Annotated in this window: 16 protein-coding genes and 1 pseudogene; 11 read left to right on the top strand and 6 right to left on the bottom strand. The window is 32.6% G+C overall.

Going from position 1 to position 16566, the window contains the following annotated elements; genetic code table 11:
- Positions 1 to 9: 9 nt before the first annotated feature.
- The 5 genes from yedF to typA form a co-directional block, all read right to left on the bottom strand.
- Positions 10 to 612 (bottom strand): sulfurtransferase-like selenium metabolism protein YedF, encoded by a 603-nt coding sequence (gene yedF / locus ELQ16_RS00085; protein WP_134237548.1) that lies wholly within the window; start codon positions 610 to 612, stop codon positions 10 to 12.
- Positions 612 to 1370 carry a winged helix-turn-helix domain-containing protein gene (locus ELQ16_RS00080; protein ID WP_134237547.1) on the bottom strand — a complete coding sequence of 253 codons (759 nt, stop codon included), beginning with the start codon at positions 1368 to 1370 and terminating at the stop codon, positions 612 to 614. The genes yedF and ELQ16_RS00080 overlap by 1 nt, the downstream gene beginning before the upstream one ends.
- Positions 1363 to 2145 (bottom strand): formate dehydrogenase accessory sulfurtransferase FdhD, encoded by a 783-nt coding sequence (gene fdhD / locus ELQ16_RS00075; RefSeq protein ID WP_134237546.1) that lies wholly within the window; start codon positions 2143 to 2145, stop codon positions 1363 to 1365. The genes ELQ16_RS00080 and fdhD overlap by 8 nt, the downstream gene beginning before the upstream one ends.
- A gap of 101 nt (positions 2146 to 2246) precedes the next feature.
- The gene (locus ELQ16_RS00070) at positions 2247 to 2891 is read right to left on the bottom strand and encodes a poly(A) polymerase (protein WP_134237545.1); all 645 of its coding nucleotides are present in this window, start codon (positions 2889 to 2891) and stop codon (positions 2247 to 2249) included.
- Positions 2891 to 4699, bottom strand: a complete 1809-nt coding sequence (typA, locus tag ELQ16_RS00065; RefSeq protein WP_134237544.1) for a translational GTPase TypA — start codon at positions 4697 to 4699, stop codon at positions 2891 to 2893. The genes ELQ16_RS00070 and typA overlap by 1 nt, the downstream gene beginning before the upstream one ends.
- A 134-nt stretch (positions 4700 to 4833) precedes the next feature.
- Between typA and ELQ16_RS00060 the strand changes: the two genes are divergently transcribed.
- The 11 genes from ELQ16_RS00060 to ilvD all read left to right on the top strand — a co-directional run bounded on the left by ELQ16_RS00060 (position 4834) and on the right by ilvD (position 16154).
- On the top strand, positions 4834 to 5157 hold the full coding sequence (locus ELQ16_RS00060) for a PTS sugar transporter subunit IIA (RefSeq protein WP_134237543.1): 324 nt from the start codon (positions 4834 to 4836) through the stop codon (positions 5155 to 5157).
- 8 nt (positions 5158 to 5165) lie between these two features.
- Entirely contained in the window at positions 5166 to 7091 is a 1926-nt protein-coding gene (locus ELQ16_RS00055; RefSeq protein ID WP_134237542.1) for a flagellar hook-length control protein FliK, read from the top strand.
- 53 nt (positions 7092 to 7144) lie between these two features.
- On the top strand, positions 7145 to 8023 hold the full coding sequence (locus tag ELQ16_RS00050; RefSeq protein WP_134237541.1) for a flagellar basal body rod modification protein: 879 nt from the start codon (positions 7145 to 7147) through the stop codon (positions 8021 to 8023).
- Between the two features lie 11 nt (positions 8024 to 8034).
- Positions 8035 to 9666 (top strand): flagellar hook-basal body complex protein, encoded by a 1632-nt coding sequence (locus ELQ16_RS00045; protein WP_134237540.1) that lies wholly within the window; start codon positions 8035 to 8037, stop codon positions 9664 to 9666.
- A gap of 88 nt (positions 9667 to 9754) precedes the next feature.
- Positions 9755 to 10246: a hypothetical protein gene (locus ELQ16_RS00040; protein ID WP_134237539.1), complete on the top strand. Its 492-nt coding sequence runs from the start codon at positions 9755 to 9757 to the stop codon at positions 10244 to 10246.
- Positions 10246 to 10809, top strand: coding sequence for a ribonuclease HII (locus ELQ16_RS00035; RefSeq protein WP_134237538.1), 564 nt, complete (start codon positions 10246 to 10248; stop codon positions 10807 to 10809). Before ELQ16_RS00040 ends, ELQ16_RS00035 begins: the two co-directional genes overlap by 1 nt.
- 116 nt (positions 10810 to 10925) lie before the next feature.
- Complete coding sequence (gene argC / locus ELQ16_RS00030) at positions 10926 to 11966, top strand: N-acetyl-gamma-glutamyl-phosphate reductase (RefSeq protein WP_134237537.1); 1041 nt, start codon at positions 10926 to 10928, stop codon at positions 11964 to 11966.
- Positions 11967 to 11985: 19 nt separating this feature from the next.
- Positions 11986 to 12432 (top strand): GNAT family N-acetyltransferase, encoded by a 447-nt coding sequence (locus ELQ16_RS00025; RefSeq protein ID WP_134237536.1) that lies wholly within the window; start codon positions 11986 to 11988, stop codon positions 12430 to 12432.
- Between the two features lie 6 nt (positions 12433 to 12438).
- Positions 12439 to 13281: an acetylglutamate kinase gene (gene argB, locus ELQ16_RS00020; RefSeq protein WP_134237535.1), complete on the top strand. Its 843-nt coding sequence runs from the start codon at positions 12439 to 12441 to the stop codon at positions 13279 to 13281.
- Positions 13282 to 13294: 13 nt separating this feature from the next.
- Positions 13295 to 14488 (top strand): aspartate aminotransferase family protein, encoded by a 1194-nt coding sequence (locus tag ELQ16_RS00015; protein ID WP_134237534.1) that lies wholly within the window; start codon positions 13295 to 13297, stop codon positions 14486 to 14488.
- Entirely contained in the window at positions 14478 to 16154 is a 1677-nt protein-coding gene (gene ilvD, locus ELQ16_RS00010) for a dihydroxy-acid dehydratase (RefSeq protein ID WP_134237533.1), read from the top strand. The genes ELQ16_RS00015 and ilvD overlap by 11 nt, the downstream gene beginning before the upstream one ends.
- Positions 16155 to 16161: 7 nt before the next feature.
- Here the strand turns inward: ilvD and ELQ16_RS00005 are convergent.
- Positions 16162 to 16566 (bottom strand): annotated as a pseudogene (locus ELQ16_RS00005) (hypothetical protein); the annotation flags it as partial.

The raw sequence follows: 16566 nt of genomic DNA, 5'->3' as shown, positions 1-16566 counted from the left end.
AATTTTTCCTTATAAAGTAATGATTTTTGCTTTACCAAAAAGCTCACTTAAAATTTCATAAGCATTGCCTATAGTGCCAATTTTAAGCTCTTTGCTTTTCCCAAAATACTCCAAACAAGCACCACAACTAATAATTTCAATACCCATTTTTTCAAGCTCTTTCATAGCCGCATATGCTTTGTGCTCTTCATCGCAATTTAGCAAAACGCTTTCATTAACACAAAGAATTTTGTATGGAGGATTTTCTAAATTTTTCAAAGTATTTAAAAAGCCAACAAATAAATTCTCTCCAAGCTCGCCCTCGCCTACTTTAAGGGTTTTTAAAAAAAGCACATTTTTTTGCCTAGTATCATTATTATCACAACTAAAGTCATCAGGATTTAGATTTAGATTTTTCATTTCTTTTTTAATGGTTTGAATTATAAATTCTTCACCTTTTTGTATGAGTGTAGTTTCCAAATTTAAAGAATTTAAAAATTTTAAAACATTATTTTTTGATACTTCAGAATTTAAAAAAATCTCCAAACTGTCACCAACTTGCAATTTTTCAATAGCTTGTTTTGTTTCTATAACTGGCCTTGGACAAGCTAAATTCCGACAATCAATTTTCATTATTTTTCCTTTATTTTACTTTCTTTTTCAAGAGGATTTTTTTCCTTAAAAAATAATTCTTTAAAGCGTTTATTAGCGTATTCTTCAATATCTTTTTGCAAAATAGAATAATTATGCATTAATTCTAAAGCCTTGGGAGTAAGTTTTGTTCCAGAATCTTTTGATCTGCCTTGTCTTGTAGCAACCAAATCTTCTTTGGTATTTTTTTGCAAAATTTGCAAATGCATCCAAGCTTTTTTATAATTTATCCCCATAAGTTTTGAAGCCTGCAAAATACTTCCTGTTTGCCCTATAAGCTCTAAAAGCTCAGTTTTGCCTTTGCCAAAAAGCAAATCGCCATCGGCATTTTCTATCCAAGTTTTAGTTCTTACAACAAGCTGTTTGCCTTTTTTTTCTTTAAAACAACCAAGTTGGCAATATTTCACATCGATTTTATAACTTTTCAAAGCCGAACGCACAGACTTTAACCCACAACCCTGCTTAGCAATATTTCTTGCATCTTTACAAAAAATTCTGCGTTTTTCATCTAAATTTGGTTCAAGTTCTTTTAATACTTCTATTTTAGCTTTCTCAAAATCAAGATGACCAAATTGTCCCAGTTCGCAATTATCAATACGAATTCCATTTACATCTGCCATATTTCCCACTTCTTCCACGCTAATATTAAATTTTTTAGCGATCTTAAATGCCGTACCACAATCAAGCTTTTCATTGCTATTTAAAAGCTCTTTCATATAAGCTAAAATTTCTTTATCCATTTATTCTAAATTCTCCGCTATAAATATTGATATTTTCGCCCCTTGCAAAACCACAAAGCGTGAGTTTAAATTTTCTTGCTATCATCACACCCAAACAAGTAGGAGCCGTGCGTGAAACAAGTACTGGGACTTTATGCATTACCGCCTTAGCCACCATTTCAGAGCTAAGCCTTCCACTGACCATTAAAAAACATTTACTAAGATCAACTCCAGCAAGTCTTGCCTTGCCTAAAGCCTTATCTATGGTATTATGCTGGGCTATATCCTCGCCTATAAAAAAAGTATTTTCATCAACAAAAAGCTTAGCCGTATGCACGCAACCTGTCTTTTCATAAAGATCACATTGAGTATAAAATTCGCTCATTTGTTTTAAAATCTCATTTTTACTGAATTTTTGCAAAGAAGTGATTTTACTTGCTTCTATGCTTTGCGGATCAATATTTGCCGTGTGTGCCCTGCCACAACCACTTATCACCACACCTTCAGCATTTAATTTGGCTAAATTTTCTTTATCAATTTTTGCATTAATATGCACACTCATTCCATCATCTTTACTTTCGACGCTTTTTATATCATCAACCCTAGCAATGATATTTTCGCTCATCAAATATCCTACCGCCAAAGCCTGTTCATCAATAGGAGTTGCCATTAAAGCACCTACTTTTTCATTATTAATAAAAATTTCAAGTTTAATTTCACGCACTAAAGTATCATCGCAAGTTAAAAGTTCATTGCCTTTATATTTTTGAATTTGTGTTGTAAATAAGGGTTCCATCAAAAGCCTTTTTTGAAAAAATTATAAAATTATATCAAAAAAGATATAAAATCAAATGGCTTTATTTAAGCTTTTTAATAGTTTTTATTTAAATGGTAATTTTAAGCAAAAAGCGTTTGTATCTTTATAAAATTTTGCTCTAAATTTTTAAAATTACTTTCTAAACTTAAAGAAAAATCAATAAAAAAAGGATTACGAAGACTTGCAATAAGTATAAAATTCTTATAATAAAAACAAAATTGTGTATCAAAATTTTTATGTTTTAATTTGGTAAAAATGAGTTCTATATCATTATTAGGCGGATTTTTTATATTATTTTTACATTCAAGCAAAATGCCACAAAAAAAATGATTTGAGTGCGTTTTAAACCATATATCATAAATTTCAAAATCTTTAAATATAAAATGATTTTTGCTCTTAAATTCTTTTAAATTTTCAATCAAAGCAAGTTTTTTAAATTCTTCTTCACTTAAACCTTGATTTTGAAATTTGGCTCCTTGGCGTCTTAAAAAAAGATTTAAAACTTGAATTTGAAGTTCTTCTTTAGATCTTAAAAGCTTCCTGCTGGTTAAACGAAAGAAAAAAATACCCACAAGCACAGCACTTGCAAGACAAATAATAGCATCTCTTGTAAAAACAAAGGCTAGAAAGCCTACAAGTAAGGCTTCTATAACGCTTAGGAGTTTTAAAATTCCCAAGCGTTTGAGTATATAAAGCCTTCTATTTTCTAAACTTTTTAAATCCATTAAGATTTCGCTTTTTCCATTCTTTTTCTTTGAGTTGGATCAAGATAGCGTTTGCGAACACGGATATTTGCAGGAGTGACTTCTACAAGCTCATCTTCTTCTATCCATTCTAAAGCCCTTTCAAGGCTTAGCTTTCTAGGTGGCACGAGTTTGATCGCATCATCGCTTCCACTAGCCCTAACATTGGTTAAATTTTTTCCTTTGATAGGATTAACATCTAAATCATTTGGGCGTGAGTGTTCGCCTATAATCATACCAGTATAAACTTTAGTTTGAGGCTCTATAAAAAGCACTCCGCGTTCTTGGAGATTAAATAAAGAATACCCTAAAGCCACACCATTTTCCATAGAAATTAAAGCGCCGTTATTGCGTTTTTCAACTGCACCACTAAAAGGACGGAATTCTAAAAAGCTGTGATTCATCACACCTTCACCTTTGGTATCGGTTAAAAATTGAGATCTAAAGCCTATCAGTCCTCTTGCTGGAATTTCAAATTCGAGTCTTGTTTGACCATCGCCTGTTGGTGCCATGGTTTTCATTTCAGCTTTTCTTTTTCCAAGCTTTTCTATAACCGTTCCACTAAATTCTTCAGGCACATCAATAACCAAATGCTCAAATGGCTCTGTTTTAACCCCATCTTCAACCTTTACAATAACTTCGGGTCTTCCCATGCAAAACTCAAAGCCCTCTCTACGCATATTTTCAGCTAAAATTGTAATTTGAAGTTCACCTCTACCGCTTACTTTAAATTTACCTTCACCACTGCTTTCATATTTCATCGCGATATTAGTTTTCATTTCAGCTTCTAAGCGTTCTGCTATTTTATTACTAGTTACATGCTTTCCTTCTGTGCCAGCTAGCGGACCATCATTTACTGAAAATACTATACTTAAAGTTGGCTCTTCAATGTGTAAAGGATCAAGTGGCATAGGATTGTTTGGATCTACTACGCTATCGCCCACATCTAAAGCTTCAAAACCGGCAATTGCTACAATATCTCCACTCCCAGCTTCTTCAATATCCATTTTTTCTAAGCCCATAAAGCCTATAAGTTTTGAAATTCTACCATTTACTTTAGTGCCATCAGCCTTTGCAAGCATTACATTTTGATTTTTCTTTACAACACCATTAAAAATTCTAGCAATTCCTATTTTTCCTACGAAATTATCATAACCTAAAGTGAAAACTTGAAGTTGTAAAGGATTATCATTGGTGCCACTTGGCGCAGGAACTCTTTCGAGTATGGTTTTAAAAAGTGGCTCCATATCCTTACTTTCATCATTTAAATCAAGCTTAGCATAGCCATTTTTCGCAGCAGCATAAACGATAGCAAAGTCAAGTTGTTCATCATTCGCATCTAAGGCCACAAAAAGATCAAAAATTTCATTGATTACTCTTTCAGGATCAGCGGCTGGTTTGTCGATTTTATTAATCACTACTATTGGCTTAAGCCCTAAAGATAAAGCCTTTTTTACCACGAATTTAGTTTGAGGCATTACACCTTCTTGCGCATCTACTAAAAGCAAAACTCCATCAATCATTTTCAAAACACGCTCAACTTCCCCACCAAAATCAGCGTGACCTGGAGTGTCTATGATATTAATTTTTGTGCCTTTGTAATTAATCGCCGTGTTTTTTGAAAGTATGGTGATACCGCGTTCTTTTTCTATATCATTACTATCCATAACGCGTTCAGCTATTTGTTCTCTTTCGCTAAAAGTGCCTGATTGTTTTAATAACTCATCAACCATAGTCGTTTTACCATGATCAACATGGGCAATAACTGCGATATTTCTAATGTTTTCCAAGTTTTTCTCCGATAGTTTAAAATTTCAAAAACTAAGATTATATACAAAAATTGCTTAAATTTTTTAAAACACTTTTTTGGAATAAATTTTGCTTTTATACTCGTAGATTAACTTCAAAAACAAAAGGAGTCAAAATGTCTAAGCCTTTACAAGAAGAAATTTTTAAGGAACAAAGTTTAATACAAGAAAGCAAATTTGCAGAACCTTTAATGCAAATTTTGTCTTTATTAGAAATTCTTAAATCTAGCACAAATGAAAAAATGGCAAGAATTTCGAGCGAATTAAGCGAAATTTTATCCGATGAAAGCAAGTTTGAAAAAATTCAAAACGCAAAAAATTTAGAAGAATTATTACAAATTATAGAAAAATTTAATTTTTCACAAATGTTAAAAATTTATGATTTAAATTCATTAAGAATGAATTTTCCACTTTTAGCCAAACAAAATTTCCTAGCTTAGGAGAAAAAATGTCAGGACTTAATTCCCAAAATGATATTTTGAATCTTGCTCCTACAAAAAGTCAAACAAAGCAAAATAAAGGTGCAAATTTAAAAGACGATGACAAACAAGAATTTTTGAGCTCTTTAATACAGGCTATAGATGAAAAAAATGAAATTTTACCTCAAAAATTAAATAATGAACAAAAGCAAGAACTTGCAAATGAAGTTTTTAAACAATTACAAAATGGGACTTTAAGTCAAGATGATCAAATTTCGATTTTTGAATCGGCTAATTTTATGCAAATTTTAGGCTTATTAGATGCGTTAAAAATGGATTCTAAGGCTGTTAATTTAAACCAATTTTCCCAAAAAACCAAGCAAATTTTAAGTATAGAGAAAAATTTAAATATTTTAAAAAATGCTAAAGATTTAAACGAGCTTTTAGACTTGGCTAAAAAGCTTGATTTAAATATAGAAAAAATTAAAGTTGATCGCTTAGTTGAATTAAAAAGCACTTTTCCAAATTTAGACAAAGCGGGATTTTTTAACAACAATATAGAAAGTGTTTTAAAAGATTTTATCAACCAAAAAATCGCCAATCTTATCAAAGAAATTCCACAAAAAAATCAAGATTCTTTTACAAAAAAGCCACAGAAAGAAAACATACTTTCTAAAGCTTTGCAAGATATAAATTTAAAACAAAAAGCTCAAGATGATAAAGAAAACGATGCAACACTTTTAAATCAAAAAGATAAAATAATAAGCACTGATAAACAAAATCATTTAGAAAATTCAAAAAAAATTAATTTAAATAATTTGCCAAAAGAAAGTGTACAAGAGCAAAAAAACAAAATTTTTTTAAAAAATGAGGCGGATTTAAAAATTCAACAGACCACACACAAAGATATAGAAAAAAACATTCAAAACACAAAAAAGAATGAAAATGAAATTCTAACTCTAAATTCTGATAAGTTTCATAAAATGCAAAGTGTGAATAAAAAAGAAGAAAATTTACCTAAAAATACGACAGAAATTTTAAATAAAAATGAAATTTTCAAAAATTCAGAAGATATACAAGAAAATATTTCAAAAAATAAAGACAATATTTTAAAAGAAAATATTTTGGAAAATCCTACTAAAAATTTAAAAAATACAAATCAAGAAATACCACAAAATGCAAAAAATATCGTTAAAGATTTAAAAGATCTTGAAACAAAAACAAATTCCTTAAACAATACAAAAAATGATACAAATGCCAACAAAACACACACAATAAATGAAAAAAATCCTATTTCGCCTTTGCAAGAATTTTTCAAAAGTGAGCAAAGAGAAAATAAAAACACACAAAATCAAAACATAAATCATACGTTAAACAATACAAATTCCACAATTCAAAATATCCAAACCAAACAAAATTCAAATCAAACTTTAGATTTTACCCAGCAAGAAAAAAATACTGATTTAAAAAATGAAAACAATAATACCAAAGACCTACAAAACGATGCCTTTCACAATGAATTAAATAACACCTTAAAAGAACTCTCAAAAGTGAGTCAAAATCAAATTAAAAATCCTATCAAAGAAACTTTTTCACATTTTAGCGAGGATTTAAAAGAACAAATTCAAAACTATAAAGCACCCATTACAAAAGTAAATATAACGCTCAATCCTTCAAATTTAGGTGAAGTAGAAGTTACTTTGATGCAAAGAGGTAATAATTTACATATTAATTTTAATTCCAATACCAACACCATGAATTTATTTATCCAACACCAAGCAGAATTTAAAAATTCTCTTGTAAATATGGGTTTTACTGGACTTGAAATGAATTTTAGCGATCAAGGCAAAAAAGAACAAAACGGACAGCAAAAAAGTAAACATTCATACAAAAATGATTTTGAAATTGACAAGCAAGATAAAGAATTAGAGCTTGTTTTGGCAAAATATTTTTAATTGGAACATTTTTTGCTTTTTTATTAAAAAAGACATTAAAAAAGGAGTTTTAAATGGCAGTAGGGGCGGTAAATAATTCATCAAGCGATTTACTTAATAGCTTAAATAACCAAAATCAAAACACAAAGGCAACAAGTAACACAGACACCGTTGTGCAAAATAACAATGGTATAGTCAGCAATCCTGGTGCAGAACTTGATAAAGACGCGTTTTTGCAATTACTTCTTGTAGAACTTCAACACCAAGATCCAACTGATCCTATGGATACAGATAAAATGCTTACTCAAACTTCTCAACTTGCAGCACTTGAAATGCAACAAAATACAAATAATACAATGCAAGCTATGGTTGCAACCATGGAAAAACTTTCTGCTTCAATTAGTTCAGGTATGAGCATGCAAGTGGTTGGTGCTATTGGTAAAATGGCTTCAGTTGAAAATAATTATGTTGAGCTTAAAACAGCCGATGAAGTTGTATATCTTAAAATGTATCTTCCTGCCAAACCAAAAGAAGGCGAGGCAGTTGAGTTTAAAATTTATGATGAAAATAATAACTTAGTCAAAACCTTAACCGTTGACGAAGGTTTAAATGAAGGTTTATATAATCTTGCTTGGGATGGAAGAAATGATAATGGTGCTTTTGCTGGAGCTGGAAAATACACAATTAAAGCAGAATACACTAACGAAAGTGGCGGGACTTCAAAAACAAGTTATGGTTCTTATCCTATTGAGGCAATTAAATTTATTGATGGGGTACCTTATGCAAAAATGGGGGGACAATATGTATTATTTGATGATATTGCTGAAATTACCGATCCTAGTATCCCAGGTACAGGAAATCCAGAAGATCCTGAAGAACCAGAAGAACCTACAAAACCAGATAATAGTTTACCTGAAGTGCCCGAAAGACCAGACAAAAAACCTGAAGAATAAAGGATTAAACCATGATGCAATCATTTTATAACGGAGTTGGCGGGATTACCTCCCAAAATTTTGGTATTGATTTAACAGCAAATAATATTGCTAATGTTAATACTGTGGGTTTTAAATATTCCAATTCAGAATTTAGAGATGTATTTTATTCCACTGTTACTTCTCAATCAACCAATCCTGCACAATCTGGTGGAGGAGTTGGAGCACAATCAAGTAAAATTGTCTTTTCTCAAGGCACACCTGTGGCAAGTGAAGGAGAATTTGATGTGGCTTTACTTGGAAAAGGTTTTTTTGGAGTTATGGGAAGTGAAGGGGTACCTTATTACACAAGAAACGGTGCTTTTTACCGTGATGCAAATAACCATCTTGTTGATGGCTATGGCAACTATGTGCTTGGCACAATGAGCCCTTATTTTACTGAAATTCCACTTAGTGATAGAGTATCAAATGAATTTGGTAAAGATAATAATGGCAATCCTATAAAAAATGGTTATACTATTTCTTCAGGAGTTTTTGATTTAGGTGGAGTTAATGCTCAAGGACCTATTAGTGTACCTAAAAATTTATATCTTCCGCCTGTTGTTACGCAAAATATCAAATGGAGTGGAAATTTAGACACAGGCACAAAAACTAGCATTGTAAATGTAGATTTAGATCCTAAAGATATCACTCTGACAAAAAATGAAGATGGCACCATCACTTTAAGTGGAAAAGTGGATCAAAAAGACATTTATAGCGCTAAAGAAGGAGATAGGGTTATATTCACCTTAACTGATGCAAATGGGGTAAAAAAAGATTTTGAGGCAACTTTAGATGAAAATTTAAATTTTAAAAGCAATGATTTGGACATCGCAGGATTTGATGTCAATAGCCTTAGCATAAATTCTGCTTTCTTAGCAACAGAGCAAGAACAATCTTCCACTCAAACATTAAAAGCAGAAATTTACAACGCCGATGGCAGTAAAAGTTGGCTTGAAATAAAACTTGATAGAGTCTTACCTCAAGTAGGAGATAATATCGAATATAAAGCCACCGCACAAGTTTATGATATGAATGGTAACGCCATAGGAGAAGAAAGCGGAGGAAGTTTAGTTTTTAACAAAAATGGTGCATTATTGCAAAATAATATAAAAAGTATTCCAAATCCAAACGGTGGCAGTATTAATATAGACTTAGGAAGCACACTAGATCCTAGCAAACCTGGTTCAGGATATGATGGCTTACATATTTTAAAAGATAAAGAAAGCAGTATTGTAACCAAAACAGATGGTTTTCCCGAGGGTTTTTTTGACAATTACACCATAGGTACAGATGGATCTTTAATTGCACATTTTTCTAATGGCAGAAATGGAGTTGTAGGTAAAATAGCTCTTTATAATTTCATCAATGAAGAGGGTTTGATGGCCATGGGAAATAACTTATTTGCCGCGAGTGCAAATAGCGGAGATGCGTATTTTGTTGTCAATAATGGCAATATTACTCCAACGGCAGACTTTAAACACGGCTTTTTGGAACAATCTAATGTCGAGCTATCTACAGAATTAACCAATCTTATCACCATGCAAAAAGCTTTTGATGCAAGCTCAAAAAGCATCACCACAAGCGATGAGATGATACGAAATGCTATCAATATGAAAAAATAATTTAGGTTTTTCCTAAATTATTTTAAATTCACAAACACTTCACAAGCAAGCTCTACAATAACATAAAACTTTTTACAAAGGAGAAAAGATGAAAGTTAAACTTTTAGTATTAGCACTTGGTAGTGCTTGTGTTTTAAGTGCGGCACCTTTTGAAGGTATGATGAATGAATGCGTAAAAGGCGATAGAGATTGCCCTAATTTTCATCATAAAGGACCAAAAAGAGGTGGAGAATTTAAAGGGAAACATTATAGAATTGATCCTGTGATTTTTGAACGTGCTAGCTTTGAACAAAAACAAGCTCTAGTAAAATCTTACTATCAATTTAAGCTTGAAAGACATAAACAAAACTCTAGCACAAGACAAGAAATTCTTAAACTCGAAGAAAAGCTTGAATTATTAAGAATTGAATTTGATGAGCTCAAAAAAACCAATGCTGATAATGCAAAAATCAACCAAACTCTTGCAAAAATTAACTCCACTCAAGAAGAACTTAGAAAAAGTCATGAAAATTTAAGAAATATGCACTCAAAAGCTCTTGATGAAAAATTTAAAAGAGATAATAAAATCTTAGGTTTTTAATGCAAGAAACTTCTTTAGTAGGGATTGATGAAGCCGGAAGAGGTGCTTTAGCAGGACCACTATTTATGGGGGCTTGTAGGCTTTATAAGCCCCTTGAAAATTTAGCAGATTCTAAAAAACTTAGTGCTTTAAAACGAGAAAAACTCTATAGTCAAATCATACAAAATTCTGATTATTTAATCCTTTCTTTTTCCAACAAGCAAATTGATACTCTAGGGCTTAGTTATTGTTTAAAAACAGGACTTTTAATTATTAAAAAACATTTTAAAAATACTAATTTTTTATACGATGGCAATACTAATTTTGGGGTTTTGGATATAAAAACCCTCATTAAAGCAGATGATAAAATTCAAGAAGTCAGTGCAGCAAGTATTTTAGCTAAAGTCAGTAGAGATGAATTTATGCAAAATATAAACTCTTTATATCCAGCATATGAATTTGCTAAACATAAAGGATATGGTACAAAAACACACATTGAAATTTTGAAAAAATTGGGACCTTGTCCATTGCATCGCACAAGTTTTAAACTCAAAGAAAATTCATCTTTATTTGACGAAATTTAAAAAACTTGCCAAGTTTTACTCACATTTATCCTAGACTGATGAAATTTTGCTCCTTTTAAGCTTTTTTTGTTTTTAAAAGTAATACAATTTATTTTTATCTTTAGCGAGGCTGTGAAATGAAAATAAAAGCAGGTATTTTAGGTGCAACAGGTTATGTGGGAAATGAGCTAGTGCGAATTTTGCTTAATCACCCTAAAGTAAAACTTTGCTATCTTGGTTCAAGAGCTTATGCTAACGAAAATTACTCAAAAATTTATCCCAATACTTTAAAAAATCTTGATTTAAATTGTCAAGATGAAGATATCAAAACTCTAGCTAAAGATTTAGACATTCTCTTTACCGCTACCCCGCAAGGGTTTTGCTCATCGATTATGAATGAGAATTTACTTAAAAATACAAGAGTGATTGACTTAAGTGCAGATTTTCGTTTTAAAGACGCTGCAACTTATGAAAAATGGTATAAAATCGAACATAAGGCTAAAGAATTTTTAGGTGAAGCTGTTTATGGGCTTTGCGAAATTAATAAAAATGAAATTAAAAATGCCAGATTAATAGCCAATCCAGGCTGTTACACCACTTGCTCCATACTGAGCCTTTATCCTTTGGTAAAAGAAAATTTGATTGATTTAAATTCCATCATTATCGATGCAAAAAGTGGCACAAGTGGTGCAGGACGCGCAGAAAAACTAGAAAGTCTTTTTTGTGAAGTCAATGAAAATATCAAAGCTTATGGCATCACCACGCACAGACATACGCCAGAAATCGAAGAACAACTTGGCTACGCAAATAAACAAAACATCACTTTACAATTTACTCCGCATCTAGTGCCTATGCAAAGAGGAATTCTAACTACGGCTTATGCAAAACTTAAAGAAAAACTTGACTATGATGAAATAAAAAAACTCTACGAAAAATACTATCTCGACAAGAAATTTATCAGGCTTTTACCGCCGCAGTCGTATCCGCAGACTCGGTGGGTTAAAGGCAGTAATTTTGCGGATTTTAATTTTATTATCGATGAGAGAACAAATAACATTATCGTTCTTGGAGCCATTGATAATTTAATCAAAGGTGCAGCAGGACAAGCTGTGCAAAATATGAACTTAATGTTTGATTTTGAGGAAGATGAAGGACTTAAGTTTATAGCAATATTATAAAAATTTAAAGGTTTGATAAATGTTAATTCGAGCAATGAAAAAAGAAGACTATAAACAAGTTTATGAGCTTTGGTGTGAAATTAAAGGTTTTGGGATACGCAGCATTGATGATAGCGAAGAAAATATTCATAATTTTTTAGAAAGAAATCCTAATCTTAGTGCAGTAGCCGAAATTGATGGAAAAATCGTTGGAAGTATACTTTGTGGACATGATGGCCGAACAGGTGGATTTTATCATGTATGCGTGGGACAAAACTACCGAAAAAGAGGTATTGCGCACAAAATGACAGAATTTTGTCTTGAAGCTTTAAAAAAGGAAAAAATCAACAAAATAGCACTCATTGCTTTTAAAAGCAATGATTTAGGTAATGAATTTTGGAGTCATTATGGTTTTACTTTAAGAGAAGATGCAAATTATTACGATCTATCCTTAAACGCTTCAAATTCCACGCATTTTAACGAGTAAAAAGCCATGAAAACGAATTTAGAAAAAGCAAATATTTTAATCGAAGCTTTGCCTTATATAAGAAAATTTTCATCGAAAATCATTCTCATTAAATATGGCGGCTCAGCTATGGAAAATGAAGAACTAAAACACTGCGTTATGCAAGATATCGCACTTTTAAAATTGGTAGGTTTAAAGCCTGTTATCGTGCATGGCGGAGGAAAAGACATTTCTAAAATTTGTGAACAACTAGGCATTAAAAGCGAATTTAAAAATGGTTTAAGGGTAAGTGATGAAGCTACCACGAATGTTGCTGAAATGGTACTAAATCGCATTAATAAAGGTCTAGTACAAAATTTGCAACATTTAGGAGTAAAAGCCATTGGAATTTGTGGCAAAGATGGCTCTTTATTAGAATGCGTTAAAAAAGATGAAAATTTAGGCTTTGTCGGAGAAATCAAACGAGTTAATACTCAAATTTTAAAAGAGCTTTTAGAAAAAGATTTTCTACCCATCATCGCACCTATTGGAATGGATGAAAATTTAAACACTTACAATATCAATGCAGATGATGTAGCTTGTGCGGTAGCTAAAGCCTTAAATGCAGAAAAACTTGCTTTTTTAAGCGATATCGAAGGACTTTATAGAAATTATGAAGATAAAAATAGCTTGATTTCAAGAATTTCTGTTAATGAGGCTAAAAATTTACTCTCAAATATTCAAGGTGGAATGCTTGTAAAGCTAAAATCCTGTATTGATGCTTGTGAAAACGGAGTTAAGAAAGTGCATATTTTAGATGGACGCGTTAAGCATTCTTTGTTGCTTGAATTTTTCACCAATGAGGGCATTGGGACGCTAGTAGGCTCTTAAAAAGGAAAATAAAATGGAAATTAAAGATCAAACTCATATCATACAAACTTATAAACGCTTTGATATTGTTTTAGAAAAAGGCGAAGGCGTGTATTTGTATGATGATAAAAATAAACAATACCTAGACTTTTCAAGTGGCATTGGCGTATGTGCCTTAGGCTATAAACACACTAAATTTAATGCAGTCATTAAAGCACAAATTGATAAAATCTTACACACTAGCAATCTTTACTATAATGAAAATATTGCAAAAGCAGCCACAAATTTAGCCAAGGCTTGCGGACTTGATCGCGTTTTTTTTACAAATTCTGGCACAGAAAGCATAGAAGGAGCGATGAAAGCAGCTCGCAAATACGCTTTTTCAAAAGGTAAAAAAGGCGGACATTTTATCGCTTTTAAGCACTCTTTTCACGGACGCACCTTAGGGGCCTTATCACTCACTGCTAATGCAAAGTATCAAAAGCCTTTTAAGCCCTTAATTAGCGGGGTAAAATTTGCAAATTATAATGACTTAGAAAGCGTAAAAAAACTCCTTAGCGAAAAAACTTGCGCTATTATCCTTGAAAGCGTGCAAGGAGAAGGAGGTATCAACCCTGCCTCAAAAGAGTTTTATCAAGCTTTGAGAAAAATTTGTGATGAAAAAGATATTTTATTAATTTCTGATGAAATTCAATGCGGAATGGGAAGAACGGGTAAATTTTTTGCTTATGAACACGCTAATTTAAAGCCTGATGTAATGACCTCTGCAAAGGCTTTAGGATGCGGACTTAGCGTGGGAGCTTTTGCTGTGAGTGAAAAAGTGGCTAAATATTCTTTAGAAGCAGGAGATCATGGCAGCACTTATGGGGGAAATCCTTTAGCCTGTGCGGGCATTAATGCAGTATTTGAAATTTACAAAGAAGAGAAAATTTTAGAAAATGTCAGCAAACTTTCACCTTACTTGGAACAAAAACTTGACTCTATCGCAAAAAAATTCACTTTTTGCAAATCAAGAAAAGGCTTAGGATTTATGCAAGGTTTGGCAGTAGACAAAAGCATTAAAGTCGCTGATGTGATTAAACAATGCCAAAAAAATGGGCTCTTGCTTATAAGCTGCGGAAAAAATGACTTGCGTTTTTTACCGCCTTTAATCATAAAAAAAACCCATATTGATGAAATGGCAGAAAAACTTGAATTCAGTTTAAAGGAAGTGGTTAATGAGAAGTGATGCGATCAAAAAAGGGCATTTAAAAGCACCTAATCGCTCTTTGCTTAGAGCTTGTGGATTGAAAGATGAAGATTTTGATAAACCTTTCATAGGCGTGGCAAATAGTTATATAGACATTATACCAGGGCATTATTTTTTAAATGAATATGCAAAAATCATCAAAGATGAAATTCGCAAAAATGGCTGTGTGCCTTTTGAATTTAATACCATAGGCGTTGATGATGGCATTGCTATGGGGCATGAGGGTATGCTTTACTCATTGCCAAGCCGTGAAATTATCGCAAATTCAGTTGAAAGTGTGATGAATGCACATCAGCTTGATGCTTTAATCTGCATTCCAAACTGTGATAAAATCACCCCTGGTATGTTAATGGGGGCTTTAAGAGTCAATGTGCCAACTATTTTTGTAAGTGGTGGTCCTATGCGTTCGGGTACAACTAAAAAAGGTGAAAAAATAAGCCTTAGTTCTGTTTTTGAAGCCGTAGGTGCATATGAAGCGAAAAAAATTAGCGAAGAAGAATTTAAAGATATAGAATGCTCTGCTTGTCCTAGCGGGGGTTCGTGTTCTGGAATGTTTACTGCAAATTCTATGAATACTTTATGCGAAGCTATGGGTATAGCACTAGAAGGAAATGGCACGATTTTAGCGCTTAGCAAAGAAAGAGAAGAGCTTTTAAGAAAAGCAGCAAAAAGAATTTGCGAAATTGCACTCGATGAAAGATTTAAGATTAGAAACATCATCACGCAAAAAGCCGTGCGAAATGCTATGGTTGTAGATATGGCAATGGGCGGAAGCACTAATACTATTTTGCATATGTTAGCCATTTCAAGAGAAGCAGGAGTGGCGCTTGATATTAAGGATTTAAATTTCATTTCAAGCAAGGTTTCGCACATTGCAAAAATCGCTCCATCTTTAAATACCATTTATATGGATGATATACATAAAGCCGGCGGAGTAAGTGCGGTAATGGCAGAAATTGCAAGCAGAGAGGGGCATATCTTAGAGCTTGATGCACTAATGATTACGGGTGAAAATTTGAGACAAAGACTAAAAAACGCTAAAATCAAAGATGAAAATATCATAAGAAAGCTTGATAATGCTTACTCAAAAGTTGGCGGACTTGCGGTGTTGTTTGGAAATTTAGCCGAGCAAGGTTGTGTGGTAAAAACCGCAGGTATCACAGGAGAAAGGAAATTTAAAGGCAAAGCGGTTTGTTTTAATTCTCAAGATGAAGCCATTAAGGGCATTATCAAAGGCAAGGTTAAAAAAGGCGATGTGTGTGTTATACGCTATGAAGGTCCAAAAGGCGGACCAGGTATGCAAGAAATGCTAAGTCCAACTTCGCTTATAATGGGAATGGGACTTGGTGCTGATGTAGCATTAATCACTGATGGGCGTTTTAGTGGTGCAACAAGGGGTTTAAGCATAGGACATATTTCCCCAGAAGCTGCAGAAGGTGGGCTTATAGGGCTTTTAAAAGATGGTGATGAGATAGAAATCGATGTCGATGCTTATACTATAAATGCAAATTTAAGTAACAAAGAAATTGCAAAACGCAAAAAAGAATTTGTAATACCTAAAAAAGAAGTCAATTCAAGATGGCTTAAAATGTATCAAAAATTAGTTTCAAATGCCAGCAAGGGTGCAGTTTTGGATATGGAGTGAAATTTACTCACTCCTTGATATTATGCTCTTTAGCATAAGCTTGTATCTTCTCTCTTAGACTTTGCGGAAAATTATATCTATATATAGCAGGAATTCTTGGATCAAGGAGTTTATCAAGCTTATGTCTTTTATAATACCATTCTAGTTTTTCAGGGGTAAAATAATAAGGTGCATTAGGATAGCCTTGTGGAGGAGTGAGGGCTGCTAGTTTGGCATGAAGTATTAAAGTATCATTAAAAAGTTGCGCCCTTTCTTCACTCCAATCATTAGGTGTATCGGTTTCATAACCTTGCCTCATACCCTTTCTATATCCAACCATATAACGATCAAATTCCCTTCTGCTTTCATAAGTAGAATCTACATCCCTTGGATCTTTTATCTTACCCTCAACTATATCACTTCTTAAGGCTTT

It is taken from the genome of Campylobacter sp. US33a (assembly GCF_004378855.1).
Lineage (GTDB): Bacteria > Campylobacterota > Campylobacteria > Campylobacterales > Campylobacteraceae > Campylobacter_D.
Note: the sequence above shows the minus strand (reverse complement) of the source record. Positions and strands in the feature narration are given on the sequence as shown.

Coding starts and splice junctions, on each gene's coding strand:
- ELQ16_RS00040 (WP_134237539.1), top strand. CDS start 9,755: ATGAAAGTTAAACTTTTAGTATTAGCACTTGGTAGTGCTTGTGTTTTA.
- fdhD (WP_134237546.1), bottom strand. CDS start 2,145: ATGGAACCCTTATTTACAACACAAATTCAAAAATATAAAGGCAATGAA.
- yedF (WP_134237548.1), bottom strand. CDS start 612: ATGAAAATTGATTGTCGGAATTTAGCTTGTCCAAGGCCAGTTATAGAA.
- ELQ16_RS00015 (WP_134237534.1), top strand. CDS start 13,295: ATGGAAATTAAAGATCAAACTCATATCATACAAACTTATAAACGCTTT.
- ELQ16_RS00035 (WP_134237538.1), top strand. CDS start 10,246: ATGCAAGAAACTTCTTTAGTAGGGATTGATGAAGCCGGAAGAGGTGCT.
- argB (WP_134237535.1), top strand. CDS start 12,439: ATGAAAACGAATTTAGAAAAAGCAAATATTTTAATCGAAGCTTTGCCT.
- ELQ16_RS00055 (WP_134237542.1), top strand. CDS start 5,166: ATGTCAGGACTTAATTCCCAAAATGATATTTTGAATCTTGCTCCTACA.
- ELQ16_RS00050 (WP_134237541.1), top strand. CDS start 7,145: ATGGCAGTAGGGGCGGTAAATAATTCATCAAGCGATTTACTTAATAGC.
- argC (WP_134237537.1), top strand. CDS start 10,926: ATGAAAATAAAAGCAGGTATTTTAGGTGCAACAGGTTATGTGGGAAAT.
- ELQ16_RS00060 (WP_134237543.1), top strand. CDS start 4,834: ATGTCTAAGCCTTTACAAGAAGAAATTTTTAAGGAACAAAGTTTAATA.
- ELQ16_RS00025 (WP_134237536.1), top strand. CDS start 11,986: ATGTTAATTCGAGCAATGAAAAAAGAAGACTATAAACAAGTTTATGAG.
- ilvD (WP_134237533.1), top strand. CDS start 14,478: ATGAGAAGTGATGCGATCAAAAAAGGGCATTTAAAAGCACCTAATCGC.
- ELQ16_RS00080 (WP_134237547.1), bottom strand. CDS start 1,370: ATGGATAAAGAAATTTTAGCTTATATGAAAGAGCTTTTAAATAGCAAT.
- ELQ16_RS00045 (WP_134237540.1), top strand. CDS start 8,035: ATGATGCAATCATTTTATAACGGAGTTGGCGGGATTACCTCCCAAAAT.
- ELQ16_RS00070 (WP_134237545.1), bottom strand. CDS start 2,891: ATGGATTTAAAAAGTTTAGAAAATAGAAGGCTTTATATACTCAAACGC.